Source organism: Vibrio sp. JZG120 (assembly GCF_053890955.1).
The window spans coordinates 90,200-106,772 of record NZ_JBSRRK010000004.1 but is presented as its reverse complement, the minus strand read 5'-3'; the positions used below and the strand labels follow the sequence as shown (position 1 = coordinate 106,772).

The 16,573-nt window shown below is 45.4% G+C and carries 15 protein-coding genes; 7 read left to right on the top strand and 8 right to left on the bottom strand.

What is annotated here, in order from left to right:
* Nucleotides 1–83 precede the first annotated feature (83 nt).
* Nucleotides 84–905: a sterol desaturase family protein gene (locus tag ACWPOD_RS08945; protein WP_395197733.1), complete on the bottom strand. Its 822-nt coding sequence runs from the start codon at nt 903–905 to the stop codon at nt 84–86.
* Between the two features lie 149 nt (nt 906–1,054).
* Between ACWPOD_RS08945 and ACWPOD_RS08940 the strand changes: the two genes are divergently transcribed.
* Together ACWPOD_RS08940 and nagK are read left to right on the top strand one after the other, a co-directional pair.
* A complete protein-coding gene (locus ACWPOD_RS08940; RefSeq protein WP_054867106.1) occupies nt 1,055–1,804 on the top strand; it encodes a tRNA-uridine aminocarboxypropyltransferase in 750 nt (249 codons plus the stop codon).
* 173 nt (nt 1,805–1,977) lie between these two features.
* Nucleotides 1,978–2,886 carry an N-acetylglucosamine kinase gene (nagK, locus tag ACWPOD_RS08935; protein WP_456231799.1) on the top strand — a complete coding sequence of 303 codons (909 nt, stop codon included), beginning with the start codon at nt 1,978–1,980 and terminating at the stop codon, nt 2,884–2,886.
* A gap of 202 nt (nt 2,887–3,088) precedes the next feature.
* Here nagK and ACWPOD_RS08930 read toward each other — a convergent pair whose 3' ends face one another.
* The 6 genes from ACWPOD_RS08930 to ACWPOD_RS08905 all read right to left on the bottom strand — a co-directional run bounded on the left by ACWPOD_RS08930 (nt 3,089) and on the right by ACWPOD_RS08905 (nt 8,063).
* A complete protein-coding gene (locus ACWPOD_RS08930; RefSeq protein WP_005377584.1) occupies nt 3,089–3,355 on the bottom strand; it encodes a DUF2960 domain-containing protein in 267 nt (88 codons plus the stop codon).
* A 74-nt stretch (nt 3,356–3,429) separates the two neighbouring features.
* Complete coding sequence (locus ACWPOD_RS08925; protein ID WP_456231798.1) at nt 3,430–5,208, bottom strand: bifunctional molybdopterin-guanine dinucleotide biosynthesis adaptor protein MobB/molybdopterin molybdotransferase MoeA; 1,779 nt, start codon at nt 5,206–5,208, stop codon at nt 3,430–3,432.
* Nucleotides 5,205–5,792, bottom strand: coding sequence for a molybdenum cofactor guanylyltransferase MobA (gene mobA / locus ACWPOD_RS08920; RefSeq protein ID WP_301568031.1), 588 nt, complete (start codon nt 5,790–5,792; stop codon nt 5,205–5,207). Before mobA ends, ACWPOD_RS08925 begins: the two co-directional genes overlap by 4 nt.
* Nucleotides 5,770–6,489 (bottom strand): energy-coupling factor ABC transporter ATP-binding protein, encoded by a 720-nt coding sequence (locus ACWPOD_RS08915; protein WP_456231797.1) that lies wholly within the window; start codon nt 6,487–6,489, stop codon nt 5,770–5,772. The genes mobA and ACWPOD_RS08915 overlap by 23 nt, the downstream gene beginning before the upstream one ends.
* A gap of 50 nt (nt 6,490–6,539) precedes the next feature.
* A complete protein-coding gene (locus ACWPOD_RS08910; protein ID WP_005396188.1) occupies nt 6,540–7,238 on the bottom strand; it encodes an ABC transporter permease in 699 nt (232 codons plus the stop codon).
* A 6-nt stretch (nt 7,239–7,244) separates the two neighbouring features.
* Nucleotides 7,245–8,063 (bottom strand): substrate-binding domain-containing protein, encoded by an 819-nt coding sequence (locus ACWPOD_RS08905; RefSeq protein WP_167426582.1) that lies wholly within the window; start codon nt 8,061–8,063, stop codon nt 7,245–7,247.
* Nucleotides 8,064–8,396: 333 nt separating this feature from the next.
* Here ACWPOD_RS08905 and ACWPOD_RS08900 point away from each other — a divergent pair, with 333 nt between their 5' ends.
* From ACWPOD_RS08900 to ACWPOD_RS08890, 3 genes are all read left to right on the top strand, one after another.
* A complete protein-coding gene (locus tag ACWPOD_RS08900) occupies nt 8,397–9,848 on the top strand; it encodes a sigma-54-dependent transcriptional regulator (protein ID WP_167426581.1) in 1,452 nt (483 codons plus the stop codon).
* Nucleotides 9,838–11,877, top strand: coding sequence for a sensor histidine kinase (locus tag ACWPOD_RS08895; RefSeq protein ID WP_167426580.1), 2,040 nt, complete (start codon nt 9,838–9,840; stop codon nt 11,875–11,877). The genes ACWPOD_RS08900 and ACWPOD_RS08895 overlap by 11 nt, the downstream gene beginning before the upstream one ends.
* 217 nt (nt 11,878–12,094) lie before the next feature.
* On the top strand, nt 12,095–13,687 hold the full coding sequence (locus tag ACWPOD_RS08890) for an ABC-F family ATPase (protein ID WP_012841837.1): 1,593 nt from the start codon (nt 12,095–12,097) through the stop codon (nt 13,685–13,687).
* 361 nt (nt 13,688–14,048) lie between these two features.
* On the opposite strand, the gene ACWPOD_RS08885 is transcribed toward ACWPOD_RS08890, so the two are convergent.
* A complete protein-coding gene (locus tag ACWPOD_RS08885; protein WP_005396179.1) occupies nt 14,049–14,882 on the bottom strand; it encodes a formate dehydrogenase accessory sulfurtransferase FdhD in 834 nt (277 codons plus the stop codon).
* A 325-nt stretch (nt 14,883–15,207) separates the two neighbouring features.
* Here ACWPOD_RS08885 and ACWPOD_RS08880 point away from each other — a divergent pair, with 325 nt between their 5' ends.
* A complete protein-coding gene (locus tag ACWPOD_RS08880; protein ID WP_456231796.1) occupies nt 15,208–15,672 on the top strand; it encodes a DUF3305 domain-containing protein in 465 nt (154 codons plus the stop codon).
* Nucleotides 15,662–16,291 carry a DUF3306 domain-containing protein gene (locus ACWPOD_RS08875; protein ID WP_203490323.1) on the top strand — a complete coding sequence of 210 codons (630 nt, stop codon included), beginning with the start codon at nt 15,662–15,664 and terminating at the stop codon, nt 16,289–16,291. The genes ACWPOD_RS08880 and ACWPOD_RS08875 overlap by 11 nt, the downstream gene beginning before the upstream one ends.
* The last annotated feature ends 282 nt before the right edge of the window (nt 16,292–16,573 follow it).

Sequence of the window (16,573 nt, the reverse complement as noted above, 5' to 3'; positions counted from 1 at the left end):
AGGATGAAGTGGTGTTTAACTGGTTGGTGTTTAGGTTTAGTCTATTCGCTTTGTTTACGCACTTCATCCACAAAAACTTTTCTTCAACTGTTGCGTTTTCTTCGGTTATAGCGAAAAGGTTGCGTTAACAGCTTGTCTAATCGTTGTTCTGCTTCATTCCTAATTTCCGGTATACCAATTACGACATCATCATGGCCAAGCTCAGGCTGAGCTCGATATGTCCCAAAAAGTCGATCCCAAACAGAAAGGAAGAAACCGAAATTCGAGTTGGTTTCTTTTGCTATCACGGAGTGATGAACGCGATGCATGTCTGGCGTCACTATGACGTTTCGCAGTTTCTGATCCGCTGATAAAGCCAGTTTTGCATTGCTGTGATTAAACATCGCACTGGCATTGAGCACTATTTCGAATACCACGATAGCGATAGGAGAAACGCCTAAGATAAATACGGTGGCAATTTTGACACCCATCGAGATGATGATTTCGATGGGATGAAAACGTGCGCCAGTAGTGACATCAATGTCGAGATCGGCATGGTGCATTCGATGAAGCTTCCACAGTGGCTTTACATAGTGAAAGACCACATGCTGAACGTAAATGACGAAATCAAGCAGAATAACCGCTAGAAGCACGTTTAACCAAGCGGGCAGGGAGAGCAAATTAAATAGTCCCCATTGTTGCTCCTGAGCGATAATTGCAGCTTGAAAGGCGGCGATAGGCATGACTAACGCAACAATCAAGCTATTCACAGCAACCAGTGATAAGTTATTGACCCAGCGAAACCCACGTGAAGCGGTAAGTGTTTTTCTCGGTAGTTTGTTTTCCCAAAGGGCACAAAGTAATAATACGCCGAGAAAAAAGCCTAATCTTATCCACGAGGGATCTTGAAACGTCGTTTCTGTCACTGTCATTTCCTTATTTATTACTTTACCTATGACCGAGATAAGGGTGAAATTATTTCAACAAACAGTAAGGTGCGTTGAAGGGCTTATCTTGAGGCGAAACCATAATGTCAGTAGAATCGCGCTCTACTTTTTACTTGACATTACTTACCATGAGAATTCACGCTTTCCACCGTTTATATCAGTACCGACAATCTATCTCAACCAAGCCTTTCAACGCGCGTGGATGTAAAGTGGTTCGTTGTCAATATTGCCAGGTTTCTGAGCAACACTGTTTGTGCGATCTTCAGCCAAACATCAAGGCTAATATTGCATGTATGTTGATTGTTTCTGAAAACGAAGTATTTAAGCCAAGTAATACCGGTCGTCTAATAGCTGATACGATTCAAGAGACTTACGTGTATCAATGGAACCGAACAGAACCGTCTGAGGAGATGCTGGAGCTATTACAGGATGACAACTACCAACCAGTGATTGTATTTCCTGCAGACTATGTGGATGACCCATCTCGTTTAATTGAAGATCTGGAGCCTGCGCGATTAATAAACGAAGAGGCTCAGAACAAAAAATGGTTGCTGATCTTTATTGATGGTAGCTGGCGTGAGGCACGAAAAATTTTCCGTCGCTCTGACTTTCTTAAATCTTTGCCTGTGCTTTCTATTGAGCCAGAATCTCTGTCTGAATACATTATGCGCCGCTCCGAGAATGAGCAGCATCTTTCAACCGCCGAAGTCGCGACTTTAGTTTTGAAACAAGCCGGTGAGAATAAAGCATCGGAATGCCTTCAGTTGTGGTTTGAAGCCTTTAGAGAAACCTACATGTTGACCAAGACCCGAGTCAAAAACGATCCCAACCGACCGCATTTAAAACGTTTCAAAGAGTGGGTGAAAACCGAGAGCTGACTCTAAGGAATGAACTTTTGTTGATGGCATGTTGTTCAACTGGCTGCGGTGAGGGGATAAATCTGCATTCGGTCACGGTTTGCAGGCGTACAGATATGGATAATGCCACTAGTTTATACTTTTGACTCCAGCCATTTTTGGAGTCGTTTAAGCATTTTTTAGGAGAGAAATACATGTATTACGGCTTTGATGTCGGTGGCACTAAAATTGAATTTGGTGCATTTAACGAGAAGCTTGAGCGTGTAGCGACGGAACGTGTACCTACACCAACAGACAACTACGAGCTGCTGGTTGATACCATTGCGGAATTGGTTAACAAATACGATGCAGAGTTTGGCTGCGAAGGTACGATTGGTCTTGGCCTACCAGGTATGGAAGACGCCGATGATGCAACTGTACTAACAGTTAACGTTCCTGCGGCAAAAGGCAAACCACTTCGTGCTGATCTGGAAGCTAAAATCGGTCGCAGCGTAAAAATTGAAAACGATGCAAACTGTTTTGCGCTATCAGAAGCATGGGACGAAGAGCTTCAAGATGAGCCTTCCGTACTTGGTTTGATCCTAGGTACTGGCTTTGGTGGCGGTTTTATCTACGATGGTAAAGTTTTCTCTGGCCGTAACCACGTAGCAGGTGAGGTGGGCCATACTCGTTTACCTATCGATGCTTGGTTCCACTTCGGCGAAAATGCACCTCTGTTGGGGTGTGGTTGTGACAAGAAGGGGTGTTTAGACAGTTACCTTTCTGGTCGAGGCTTCGAGCTTCTTTATGCCCATTACTACGGTGAAGAGAAGAAAGCGATCGACATCATCAAAGCGCACGCAGAAGGTGAGGCGAAAGCCGTCGAGCACGTTGAGCGTTTTATGGAGTTGCTGGCTATCTGTTTTGCAAACATCTTTACAGCGACTGACCCACATGTTGTTGTGCTGGGTGGTGGTCTTTCAAACTTCGAATTGATTTATGAAGAGATGCCAAAACGCATCCCTAAACACTTATTGTCTGTGGCTAAGTGTCCTAAGATCATCAAAGCAAAACACGGTGATTCAGGCGGTGTACGCGGTGCTGCGTTCCTAAACATCAAGTAGTGACTGAAACGTTACTCGATATAAAGTAAGAAGAAATCTACGCCCCGTTTAGACCATCAAGGTAAAAACGGGGCTTTTTACTTATATAGAAGTAACTCATATCCCCAAGTAACTTCTATATGCTTGGGTATAGAGCACGAACAAAAATAGCATGCATAAAAAAACTCGCGACGAATCGCGAGTTTTCTGTTTACAGCTAAGCTTATTTGTTCTTTTTGCCTACGCCTAGGTTTTCTTTTTGAGCTAGGGTAATTTTGCTAAAGCCTAATTTTCTGAAGTAGTTATCGCGGTAGTTGCGCACCGCTTTAGTGTCAGACACTGCTTCGATTTGTTGCTCCATCTTTAGGAACTCAGTGATATCGATACCTTCTGCTTCGGCAACCGCTTCTTGAATGTTGCGGTGCTGCTGGTATGAGAACGTCAGTTCTTTGTCTTGGTCTTTGTAAGTGTAAAGAATGGTGCGAGCCATAGCTGTCTCTCTGAAAAGGTTTCTGTATTAAACAAAAAGGCCAGACTCGCTGACCTTTGAATTTCTAGTTTGGGCTAGATTCTGCCTTGAAGTGGGATAATTGTCACGCTTTCTCCCGCTTTTACTGTATCAATAGCTGGGGAGATTTCGATCAAACAGTTCGCCTCACTCATTGAACGCAAAATACCAGAGCCTTGCTTGCCTGTTGTACGAACGGTTAAACGGCCAGTGTTATCCAGTTCATAGATTCCTCGACTAAACTCGGTACGACCTTGGCGAGAGCGAAGATTCTCAGTCGCGATGGCATTCACTTTCAGAGGCTTCCAGCCTTGTTCGCCTTGCATCTTGCGCAGTGCAGGCTCGACAAAGTTAATGAAAGAGACCATCACGGCAACAGGGTTGCCCGGCAGACCAAAGAACGGCTTGTTGTTGATTTGACCAAACGCTAGTGGACGTCCCGGACGCATGTTGATTCGCCAAAAATCGATTTGACCAAGTTTATCCAAGGCAAGTTTGATGTAATCCGCATCACCAACGGATACGCCACCAGAAGTCATAACCACGTCCGCTTGCGCCGATGCGTTTTCCAACGCTTCAATCATTAATTGTTCGTTGTCTTCCAGAATACCGAAATCCAAGATCTCGCAGCCGAGCTTTTCAAGCATGCCCATGATGGTAAAACGGTTGGAATCGTAGATAGAATTCGCTTTTTGCTCTGTTCCCGGCGCTTGTACTTCGTCACCGGTGGAGAACACGGCAACTTTCAATTTGCGGAACACATTCGCTTCACCAAAACCAAGCGAAGCGATCATGCCCATTTCTGGAGAGGCTAGGCGAGTACCTGCGGTAAATACCTCGTTGCCGATAGCGAGGTCTTCACCGGCTTGGCGAACGTTTTGACCTGCTTTGATGCTCGCACCGTTAAAGGTTACCTTGTCACCTTCTTGCGTAGCTTGCTCACGCATGACAACTGTGTCGCCGTTACGTGGTGTTGGAGCCCCAGTCATGATCTTCACCGCTTGGCCGACTTCCAAAGGTTGGTCATAGGCATAGCCAGCCATCACCTCTGCGACGATTTGGTAGATATCGCGTCCAACATCATCACTGCGGATGGCATAACCGTCCATCGCTGAGTTGGTGTATTGCGGCACGTTCACTGGTGAGACGATATGATCCGCAAGCACGCGGCCGTAGGTGTTTTCAATTTTGCATGGTTCGATTTCTGAAACCGTGCTCACCAAAGAAAGGATCTTTTCTTGACCTTGAACCACAGAAAGGAAAGCCGGAGAAAGTGTGTCGCAACATGCGGCGTCTTTCTCTTTAGATTTTGGTGCTTTTGCATCTTGAACGTATTGAAGAACAAATTGAGCGATGGCATCCAAATCATTGATGTTCATTTGAGGGAGCTCAGAATCTAACTCCGCACTGTCGGAAGCGATAGCAATGATGTTTTCATCGTTTGGATAAAGCCAAGGTTTACCCACTTCTTCACGATGCAATTCAATTTTAGGAAACGCGATGTTTTTGCAGCCTTCAACTAAAACCACATCGAGCTTGTCTTCATCAAAGCGGGTTAATAGGTATTCAAACTCTGCTTCGGCTTCTGGCGTTTCTGTCATCAATGCAAAACGGTTACGCGACGCGATCAGCATTTGCGACGCGCCAGCTTTGCGTAAACGGTAGCTGTCTTTACCCGGCTTATCGACATCGAAGTTATGGTGTGCGTGCTTTAGCATACCGATGCGTAAACCTGCTTCGGTCAACTTTGGTAGCAATGCTTCAAGTAGCGTAGTTTTGCCCGTGCCAGAGTAGGCAGCAAAACCAAGAATAGGGATGTTTAGCGTGTGTTTCATGATTCTAATTGTCCAAATTGCGCCAGTTCTTCCGGAGTGTTCAAGTTGACGAAACAGTTTGGTGAGTCGCTAAAGTCAACGTAACTGGTGTTGCACTCTTTGTAGAGCAGAATGATTTTGCGGTCGCCACGTTCTAAAAATGCGGTGAGTTTTGGCAGTACGCGTTTGTGGTAGAGCGTGAAAACAGGTTGCTGATGGTCACCATCATGAGCGACCAAAATATCGCTGTCTTCTTTGACTGCTTGGCAGAAACGCTCGACAAGGTCGGTGTTAATTTGTGGGCTATCGCAAGGTACAAATCCAACCCAGTCAGTTTCAGCATGCATCAAACCCGCGTGAATACCGCCCATAGGCCCAGGGAAATCTTTGAATTGATCACTAAATACGAAACCAAATTTTCTGTACGCATCTTGGTTTCGGTTGGCATTAATTAAAATGCGTGGTGTTTGTGGAGATAAACGTTCAATAACGTGTTCGATGAGTGGCTTCTGATTTAATTCAATCAGACCTTTATCTTTTCCACCCATACGGCTGGCTTGGCCACCAGCCAAAATGACCCAACTAGTTTGTGTTGGTTGAAGCATATGCATTCTCTTGGGGTATTTCTTTTGGTATGACATACAACAGAGGGGACTCTATCAAAGTCTTGTCTTTAATCCACCACTGTTTTTTACATAAGTCAGTCAGTGCGTTGGTTTGATGGCTTGTCACCACAATGCTGGAACCACGATCCAAAAGATCTTTCGCCATCACAACTAATCGTTCAATGGACTCTTGGTCTAAAGACGCACTTGGCTCATCCATCAATAAAATCGACGGTTTTAAGATCCAAGCTCTTGCCATGGCAACACGCTGTTTTTCACCGCCGGACAACACGGAGATATGTTCGTCCGCTAAGGTTTCCAAACCTACCATGCGTAGTGCGTGAATAACTTGAGCTCGCTTATCTTTTGGTGTGTCTTGTTGATATTTCACGCCATAGACTACGTTCTCATAAACAGTGCCGTCAAAAAGGTAAGGAGATTGATGGAGATAAATCACATCGACACGACCATTGCGACGCGTCAGTCTTTTCAGCCACGTATCTTTTGGCGCAACAACGTCGCCAGTAGAGGGTTTGAGCAAGCCAGCAAGGATTTTGAGTAGGGTAGTTTTGCCCACACCATTGTCACCCTTGAGATAAATGGCATCATTTGGGCCGATGGCTAACTCAGGGATGTGGAAAAGCACACGCTCTTTAAAGCGCATGGATAACTGCTCGGCGGTGATTTTTATAGTCATAATGCGCCTCTACATGGGGTTAATGGGGAGTCGTTTGTTTGCTTCATGTTCTATGTTCTGAGGTAGCCTTTGCCTCTCATGCTTGATAAGAAGAAGTTTAGTGCCAACGCTAAAGATAGTAATACAATTCCTAATGCAACTCCTTGCGCAAAAGCACCTTTGCTGCTTTCCATTGCGATAGCGGTCGGAATATTGCGCGTTACGCCCATAATGTTTCCGCCTACCATCATTGAGCAGCCCACCTCGGTTACGATACGTGAGAACCCTGCAATGATAGCTGCAAGTAGAGGAAAGCGGGTTTCCCAAATCATCGTAGCGGCCACGCGCGGAATGGAGACGCCTAGGGTGATGGCGGTTTCCACTGCACGACGGTCGCTAGATTGCAATGCACCATGCATCATCGATACCAAAACAGGGAAACAGATCACCATTTGGCCGAAGATCATCGCCTTCTGAGTGAACAGCATTTGCCAGTCTCCCCAAGGGCCAGCGCGTGATAGCAACATGTACAGCAACAGGCCAATCACGACGGTAGGGACCGCTTGCAGCGTATTCACGATCGACAGCAAAAACCATTTACCGCGAAAGTCGGTATACGCCAGTACAAATGACATCAAAATAGCCGGCAATACCACTAAGGATATTGCCGTGATAGAAACACTAAAGGAGACCGCAACGATCTCCCATAAGTCTGCATCAAAATTCACCAGTAAGCGAAGCGCTTCCAGTGTTGTATCAGCAAGATTCATATTGCGTTATTTGCTCTCAGCATTCGCAACAAACAGTTGTTTACCGTTTAGGCGGAAACCATTGATAAGTTCCTGTCCGCGAGGGTTCACCAACCAATCACTGAATGCTTTCGCGCCTTGGTAGTTGATTGTTGGGTAACGCTCAGGATTAACAAGAATAACTTGGTACGGGTTAAACAGTTTTTCATCGCCTTGGAACAGAATTTCTAGATCCAATTTGTTTTGATAAGCCAACCATGTGCCGCGGTCTGTCATGGTGTAGCCTTGCATTTCAGACGCCATGTTCAGAGTTGGGCCCATACCTTGACCTACGCTGCGGTAACCGCCAAAGTTTGGTTCGATTTTAGTTTGAGCCCAGAAGCCCATTTCTTTTTTGTGCGTACCAGAATCATCGCCGCGAGAGATGAACGTTGCGTTTTTGTTTGCGATCTCTTTGAATACATCTAACACGCTTTCGTCATTTTTGATTTTTGCTGGGTCAGCTTTCGGGCCAACAATTACAAAGTCGTTATACATCAGTTTACGAGGTAGAACGCCGTAGCCTTTCTCAACGAATGCGCCTTCGGCTTTTGGTGCGTGTGTCATCACCAAATCTACGTCACCGTTTTCGCCCATTTTTAAGGCCTTGCCAGTACCCGCAGCGATAACATCGACTTTGTAGCCCGTGTCTTTCTCAAATTGTGGAAGCAGGTAATCAAGTAACCCTGAATGGTAAGTACTGGTAGTGGTTGCTAGGCGAACGTGCTCGCCATCTTGAGCGGAAAACGCAGAGTAACTTACAAGCGTGATTGACGTCGCAGCCAGAGTTAGCGCAATTTTTTTCATTTTTATGTGTTCCTTTCCAATGATTCTTTGGCTTTTCTCCCGATGCATTGGGAGAGGCCTCTTGGGCGAGAGCGATTAGTTCAAAGTGCAAGTTGTCTTAGGGTGTTGGAATAACAAACACCAACATCCTGAGGTCACTTGAATACGCCCTGTAGCCACCTTATAGCAAACAAGATGCCAACCTTTTACAAGCGAAAAGTGCTCGATTTATGCACTAAATCATGGGGTTATTTGCACAAAAGTTTGCGTTGGTACAAAATGTCGCACTTTTTGTAGGGTATCTCTGTTTAAACTTGGTACACTCTGTCCCATCCGAAGCCATCTGGGGTAAATATGTCTACTCAATCCCATATTAGTACAAACCAACAATATAACGCCTTTTCCGTACTGGTCGTTGATGATGAATTGGGCATGCAAGCCATTTTGAAAAAGGCATTGGGGAAGCTTTTCTCACATGTCGACACTGCTGGCAGCATCGAAGAAGCAGAGCAACTGCGTAATTCTCGACATTATGATCTGATTTTACTGGATATTAATCTGCCGGGGCGCTCTGGGATTGAGTGGGAAGAAGCGTTTGAAGATGACGACAAACGTGCCGATGTGATCTTCATGACGGGCTATGCGGATTTAGAGATTGCTATTCGCGCACTTCAACTTGGTGCTTCTGACTTTATCCTCAAGCCCTTCAACCTAGAACAAATGCTAAAAGCGGTCAGTCGCTGCATGGACCGACGTCTAAACGAGCGCATGCAGTACGCCATGAAGCGCGATTACCAACGTCACAATACCTCCGAGATCATCGGTGGTTCAGAGAAAACGCGTCAGCTTAAGCAGCTTATTAACCAGTTTGCACCGTCGCGTGCTTCTGTGTTGGTCGAAGGTGAGTCGGGTACGGGTAAAGAGCTGGTTGCGCGAGGTATTCACCAAGCGAGTGGGCGAACGGGCCCATTTGTGCCAATCAACTGTGGCGCCATTGCGCCAGAGCTACTTGAAAGTGAGTTATTTGGTCATACATCGGGCGCGTTTACCGGTGCAAAAAAATCTCGTGAAGGTTTGTTCCGCGTAGCAAATGGCGGCACCTTGTTCCTCGATGAAATTGGGGAAATGCCACTTGCAATGCAGGCATCATTATTGCGTGTGTTAGAGCAGCGTACTATCCGTCCTGTTGGTTCAGAAAGAGAAATCAGCATTGATGTCCGTATTGTTGCCGCCACCAACCGAAACCTGCAAGAAGAGGTCAACCAAGGCAACTTCCGCAGTGACCTGTATTACCGTTTAAACGTTCTGAAAATTGAAGTGTGTCCGCTGCGTGAGCGCAAAACCGATTTGTTTGAGCTCGTGCCATTTTTCAGCAATATGCTGACGCGGGAGCTTGGTATGCCTGCGCCAAAATGGGCGCACGAAGATATGGAAGCGATGAGCGAGTACGATTGGCCAGGCAATATTCGTGAACTGAAAAACTTGATTGAGCGATGCATTTTGCTTGGCAAACCGCCTGCGCATTATTGGCGGGAGCTAAATGGTGGACACTCATTGCCTAATGTGTCGATTACTGTTTCTCATTCTGCTGAACTACCGACGTTTAAAGAAGGTAGAGAGTTCACAGGTGAGGGGTATCCAAACAACTGGACACTGAAAGAAGTCGAAAAAGCGCATATAAAACAGGTCGTTAATTTGCACGAAGGCAACAAATCAGCCGCTGCTCGTGACTTAGGCGTTGCGCGTAAGACCTTAGAACGTAAGTATAAAGAATGGGATTCTGAGGATGAGGAATATGCCGACTAACGGCCCACAGCACAAAGGATTGTCGAAATGGACGCACCGTTTTAAAACCATGGTGCGTTATCGCTTATTATTTTTAACCTCCGCACCTATCTTCCTCACTTTGATAGCCCTGATCGGGATTACCATTTATTGGTCCATCCATTATACGTGGCAGAATGCACTGCTGGATGTCTCTGAACGTCTTGGTGTTGCGAATAACAGCGTAACGTTGTTACAGCAAAAGCAATCGAATTACGTACGTGCGTTTGCTGACTCATACGATTTTCGTATTCGCATCAATCAAGGGATACCGCAAGATGAGCTGCAAAAGTGGGTCACTGAGCAGAAGAAAAGATATGCTTTAGATTTTCTCTCTTTCCAACGCGTCAACTCGATGGAAAACAAATTCCGCTTTATGGATCTCACTAAGCGAGAATCGTTTTTTGATGTACTCAATAAAGAAGAACTCGAACGCCTCGATCCTGAACTCGCTAAACGAGCGGAAGTGCCTATTCTTGCCGATGGGGGCATGGAAGCACGTGGGCTAGTCAGTCGAACCGTGATTCCTGTGCATAGCCAAACGAATGATTTGATCGGCTTTCTTGATGGTGGTTTGCTTCTCAATAACAGCACTGTATTGGTAGATCAAATTCGCGACTTAATCTATCTCAGCGATAATGATCGCCTTCGTCCGGTTGGCACATTGACCGTATTTCTTGATGATTTGCGTGTGAGCACCAACGTTCCTCTAGACAGCGAGCATAGGTTAGGGCGCGCCATAGGCACTCGCGTGAGCGCAGAAGTGTATAACCAAGTACTTTCAAAAGGTGAGCAGTGGGTTGACCGAGCCTATGTGTATGACGCTTGGTATATTACGGCGTATCAACCGATCAAAGACCAATACGACAACGTCATTGGTATGCTTTATACCGGTTACCTAATGTGGCCATTCGTTAAAGCCTACATGACCAACATTGCAGAAATTAGCTTGATTACGGTTATGTTATTGCTGGTTTCCGGCGTGATGGTATATCGCGGTTCTTATGATCTGTTTCGACCGATCGAACGCATCCATAAAGTGGTGAAGCAGGTCCAACAAGGAAAAGAAAAACGGATTGGTCCGTTGGGATTGGATGCCGATCATGAACTTGCGCAGTTAGCCAGACAGTTTGATGATATGTTAGACGCGCTAGAAGAGCGCAAAATTGAACTGAAGAACTCCGCAGCGCAACTTGAATGCAAAGTTCAAGAGCGTACGGCAAGCCTTAGAGAAAAAACCCAAGATCTAGAGCTGCATATTCAATTGCTTAACCAAACCCGCGACAAACTCGTTGTTCATGAAAAACTGGCAGCACTGGGAGAACTCACCGCGGGGATTGCTCACGAAATCAATAACCCAACCGCCGTGATCCTTGGCAACGTGGAGTTGATCCACTTTGAGTTGGGTGACGATGCAAGTCGAGTACAAGAAGAGATTGATGCGATTCACGCGCAAATCGACCGTATTCGCAATATCACGCGCAGTTTATTGCAATACAGTCGCCAAGGTGGTGTTCAAGATGAAATCACTTGGCAACATGTCAATCCTATCATTGATGAAAGCATCACCTTGGTTAAAACGGGCACCAAGAAACGCGACGTCGAGTTTGTGACTGATCTACAAGCGCAAACGTCCGTTGAGATAAACCGTCACCACTTGCTACAAATCTTAGTTAATTTGCAAATGAATGCCATTCACGCAATGAACGGCAAAGGCACGTTAACCGTAGTCAGTGAAGACTGGATTGACGAGGGCGAAGTGAAAGGAGCCGCGATTCATGTTATTGACGAGGGTTGCGGTATTAAGCCAGAAAACTTGAATCGAATCTTCTCACCATTTTACACGACGAAGCGAGAGGGTACTGGATTGGGACTGTCGGTCTCTCAAAGTATCCTCAGCCAAACGGGTGGTGAGCTAAAAGCCGAGTCGGAATGGGGAAAGGGCAGTAAATTCAGTATTTATTTACCTAAAAAAGCCGAGCTGATCCTAGAGGTGACGAATATCGCTTAGTCACTTGTTGTAAGCATTACGGAAGAAAGAGCCAGTTATAATACTGGCTCTTTTTTGTATTCAATGACGCATTTGTGCTTGAGCTTTTTGCTTTGAAGAAGCACTGCGATGGTTTCACTAGCGATGAATTAATAAAAACAACACTTGCAGTATGTAGCATGAACAAGTACCGTTGCCCGGTTTTTCTAAATACACCCCAATTGCTAAGGTAAAGGTTTTGATCTCCACAGCGAATATTACTCAACAATTCGGCGCTAAGCCGCTATTCGAAAACATTTCAGTTAAGTTCGGCGAAGGTAATCGCTACGGCTTAATTGGAGCTAACGGTTGTGGTAAATCAACCTTTATGAAGATCCTCAGCGGCGAGCTTGAGCAAACCAGCGGTAACGTGAGTTACGATCCAAACGAGCGCGTTGCAAAACTAAACCAGGACCAGTTCGCTTACGAAGAATTTACGGTAATCGATACCGTTATCATGGGTCATAAAGAGCTATGGGAAGTGAAGAAAGAGCGTGACCGTATCTACTCACTTGCTGAAATGAGTGAAGAAGACGGCATGAAAGTGGCTGACCTAGAAGTTCAGTTTGCGGAAATGGACGGCTACATGGCAGAAGCCAAAGCGGGCGAGCTTCTTCTTGCGGTGGGTATTCCAATGGAGCAGCACTTCGGCCTAATGAGTGAAGTGGCGCCGGGCTGGAAACTTCGTGTGCTTCTAGCGCAAGTTCTATTCGCAGACCCAGACGTTATGCTGCTTGACGAACCTACCAACAACTTGGACATGGATACGATCCGTTGGTTGGAAGACACGCTAAATGCGCGTAACTGCACCATGATCATCATCTCGCACGACCGCCACTTCCTAAACTCAGTATGTACGCACATGGCGGACTTGGATTACGGTGAACTGCGCATTTACCCAGGTAACTATGATGAGTACATGACAGCAGCTTCTCAAGCTCGTGAACGTCTATTAAACGACAACGCGAAGAAGAAAGCACAAATTGCTGAGCTACAAACGTTCGTTGCACGTTTCTCAGCAAACGCATCGAAAGCAAAACAAGCGACATCTCGTGCTAAGCAAATCGACAAGATCAAACTGGATGAAGTTAAAGCGTCTAGCCGTCAAAACCCATTCATTCGTTTCGAACAGTCGAAAGAGCTGTTCCGTAACGCTCTGATTGTTGAAAACCTAAGCCAAGGTTTCGAAGAGGACTTGTTCTCAGACTTCAATGCAATTTTTGAAGTGGGTGAGCGCGTGGCGATCATCGGTGAGAACGGTGTGGGTAAAACAACACTTCTAAACACGCTTGCTGGTGTGCTTGAACCGCGTGCGGGTGAGTACAAATGGTCTGAAAACTCAAACATCGGTTACTACGCGCAAGACCACGCGCATGACTTTGCAGAAGACATGAACCTAACGGATTGGATGGGTCAATGGCGTCAAGAAGGTGATGACGAGCAAGTCGTTCGTGGTTTCCTTGGTCGTATGCTGTTTGGTCAAGACGACATTAAAAAGTCAGTAAAAGTACTGTCTGGTGGTGAGCAAGGTCGTATGCTGCTTGGTAAGCTGATGATGCACAAGCCAAACATGCTGCTAATGGACGAACCTACCAACCACATGGATATGGAATCGATTGAATCTTTGAACACCGCGCTTGAGCAATACAAAGGCACGTTGTTCTTCGTATCTCACGACCGTGTATTCGTAGACTCGCTAGCAACGCGTATTATCGAAATCCGCGATGGCAAGATCACGGACTTCAAAGGCACGTACTCTGAGTTCCTAAAATCTCGTGGCGTTGACGCGTAATTACTCGCGAAGCGTTTAAAAAGCAAAAGCCTCGCTATTTAGCGAGGCTTTTTATATTGGTCTTAATCCTTAAATTGACCGGTTATATACGCATATATGCCGACGACACCAAATGTAATGATCATTGAGAGCATGATGCCACTGGGCGTGAGCAAAAAATTCCACAGTTGGTCATTGTCCATAGTTCACATCCTTTGTGAATGAGCTGTAGTTAGCATCAATTAAAGCAAGCGTTGTATTGCTACAACACATGTTGCTATTTCTGACTTATATCGTTTAATTAAGCCTTCATAACGTGATGATTTACTTATCCCAATTGTTATAAGTTTACACGAATCGACGGTTTTGTATTATTTTCTCGTTAACGAGATGCACTTTCGCCTTTCACATCAAACTCAATCTTGTCGGCTCCGGTAAATACTTGGAAGCGTAAACCTTTTGCTCGCGCAATCGTCGTAATGCCAAATTGTTTCGCAAGATCTAACCCCATTTGAGTAACGCCAGAGCGAGAAAGCAGAACAGGAATGCCCATTTGGGCCACTTTAATCACCATCTCTGAAGTAAGGCGACCAGTTGTGTAGAAAATTTTATCTTCACCTGTTTCTTCTTTGAGCCACATCTCACCTGCAAGCGTATCCACAGCATTGTGGCGACCGACATCTTCCACAAATGACAATACCTCATTGCCTTTGCAAACCGCACAGCCATGCACCGCACCTGCTTTTTTGTAGGTGTCGTTGTAATGAGTCAACGCTTCTAGTGCGGAATAGATTTCTGATTGTTTAAGCGGAACTTGAGGCACTTGGTAGTTCTCAAGTTGTTTCATCACATTGCCATACATGGTGCCTTGACCACAGCCAGATGTGACGGTTTTCTTTTTCAGAGCTCCTTCTAAATGTTCGGTATTTTCTTTAGTAATCACTGCTGCGGAATGCGTTTCCCAGTCAATAATGACGGATTCAATCGCTGCTGGATCGGACAGGAAGCTTTGGTTTTTCAAATAACCTAGTACTAACGCTTCTGGACGCGAACCTAGCGTCATGAGCGTGACTACTTCTTTCCAGTTCAGCATGACCGTAAGAGGGCGCTCGCACGCGATTTGCTTTGTCAGTTTTTCGCCGTACTCGTCGTACACGTCGACTTCAATGGTTTGCAGGGGATTTTCACTGGTTTTAATAATATTTGGTTTCAGCACAGTCGTGTCCTAGTGATTAAGAGCGTTAGGTTGCTACGCATTTAGCTTGCTAAGTGGTTAGCAAAGCAAATCTCGTTCCAAAATAGCGGTTCCCACAAAAATTGCGAGGTTTTATGTCAACAATGCATTAAAACTGCGAGTTCGCAGTAATGACACATCAGTACATTTGAGTTTCGGCTAGTTTGGTACTTATAGCCAGAGGACATGAATAGGCTAAGCTTTATCAGTGTGGCTCGTTTATTGCTTATAAGTCAATAAAATGGTCGAAAGTAAGGTCAAAGTGTCCTGATTGCTTTCAGACCAAAATAGAAAAACTGGGTGAGTTATGTCGGATAAGAAAGATTTCGAGAACAATTACGAGAAGACCGAAGACGCATGGCCAATTGGCGTAGAGCTTGTTGAGCATGAGATCAGTACAGGGATTTGGGTAACAACCCAATGGCAGTTGACGGGATTTGCGCTAAATCCGACGGAAGAGACTCCCGATGTTTGTCTGTTGCAATTGCACAAAGACGAACGTACAGACTACCGCTTTAACTTAAGCTCTCAGCAACCTAAACTTTTTTTAGTGATGGATAACGTCGAGTCTGGTGAAAAACCAGCGATACAGCTACTAACGGCTTCACAATCTGTCGCGGCGCAATATATGGATGGCGACAACCTTGTACTATCCAACGATATGCCGTTAGCCGTTCAGGCTTGGATGGAAGCCTTTATTGGTCGCCACGGTGAGTTGTTAGAAGTAAGACGTAAGAGACGCAAAGGAGCGGGCAGAGCAAATGGCAACTAGTTTTTTAAGCCGTTGGTCGAAACGTAAGTTAGAAGAATCTTCCCAACAGGATGAAGAGATCACGCCGATAGCAGAGACGGAGCAATCCGAAGATTGTGTCACAGCGCTTTCAAACGCTGACGAAAGCTCAGACGCTTTGAACGTCAACGAGGTTAGTCAGTCACCAGACATTACCGCGAGTGTAGAGACTGAAAAGCCCGAAGAAATGTCTGTGGCGCAACTGCTGGTTTCTGAAGCTTCAGAAAGCGTTAAGAAAGCCGCGCTGCGCAAAATGTTCTTGTCCGAAGAATTTAACGTGCGTGATGGCCTAGACGATTACGATGATGATTACAGTAACTTAAAGTCACTTTCTAAAGACGTCGCAGAGACGCTGCGTGATTGGGTTAAAGAAAAAGTGGAAGAAGAACCAGACGCTGAAACGGCGCAAGGATCTGAACTTAACGCTGACGATATCGCATCTGAGGTGGTTGAAGACTCAGAACTAAACGCCGAAAAAAGTGCCGGAATTACCCAAGATGAAAATGAACTGTATATAAATACAGTACCTGGTGAAAGTGATACTTTTGCTGAGGAATCACCGCCTAACGAGGTGAGACAAAATATACCACACAAAGAATAGGTACATTTTGACTAAACACTCAATGAACCGGCTGGGACAAAATGTCTCAATCGGTTTTTTTATCCCTACTATTTGTCGGTAAAATATCTAAGTGATTGAATTTTAATTGATATTTTATTGGCATGACATTTGCTATTTGTTGCTCAATACCAATCTGGTTGAAGTTAGCACGGACGCACTGCGTAGTATTCATCGCCTATAGATGGCGGAATAAGAATGCTCATTGATAAGTTAATCAGCAGAATCTCCGGCGCTAACTACACTAAGAGATGGAAAAGACTA

What these genes read in the sequence shown, in the direction of transcription:
- ACWPOD_RS08875 (WP_203490323.1), top strand. Translation starts at nt 15,662, where the DNA reads ATGGCAACTAGTTTTTTAAGCCGTTGGTCGAAACGTAAGTTAGAAGAA.
- ACWPOD_RS08880 (WP_456231796.1), top strand. Translation starts at nt 15,208, where the DNA reads ATGTCGGATAAGAAAGATTTCGAGAACAATTACGAGAAGACCGAAGAC.
- ACWPOD_RS08930 (WP_005377584.1), bottom strand. Translation starts at nt 3,355, where the DNA reads ATGGCTCGCACCATTCTTTACACTTACAAAGACCAAGACAAAGAACTG.
- nagK (WP_456231799.1), top strand. Translation starts at nt 1,978, where the DNA reads ATGTATTACGGCTTTGATGTCGGTGGCACTAAAATTGAATTTGGTGCA.
- ACWPOD_RS08915 (WP_456231797.1), bottom strand. Translation starts at nt 6,489, where the DNA reads ATGACTATAAAAATCACCGCCGAGCAGTTATCCATGCGCTTTAAAGAG.
- ACWPOD_RS08900 (WP_167426581.1), top strand. Translation starts at nt 8,397, where the DNA reads ATGTCTACTCAATCCCATATTAGTACAAACCAACAATATAACGCCTTT.
- ACWPOD_RS08910 (WP_005396188.1), bottom strand. Translation starts at nt 7,238, where the DNA reads ATGAATCTTGCTGATACAACACTGGAAGCGCTTCGCTTACTGGTGAAT.
- ACWPOD_RS08925 (WP_456231798.1), bottom strand. Translation starts at nt 5,208, where the DNA reads ATGAAACACACGCTAAACATCCCTATTCTTGGTTTTGCTGCCTACTCT.
- ACWPOD_RS08895 (WP_167426580.1), top strand. Translation starts at nt 9,838, where the DNA reads ATGCCGACTAACGGCCCACAGCACAAAGGATTGTCGAAATGGACGCAC.
- ACWPOD_RS08905 (WP_167426582.1), bottom strand. Translation starts at nt 8,063, where the DNA reads ATGAAAAAAATTGCGCTAACTCTGGCTGCGACGTCAATCACGCTTGTA.
- mobA (WP_301568031.1), bottom strand. Translation starts at nt 5,792, where the DNA reads ATGCTTCAACCAACACAAACTAGTTGGGTCATTTTGGCTGGTGGCCAA.
- ACWPOD_RS08940 (WP_054867106.1), top strand. Translation starts at nt 1,055, where the DNA reads ATGAGAATTCACGCTTTCCACCGTTTATATCAGTACCGACAATCTATC.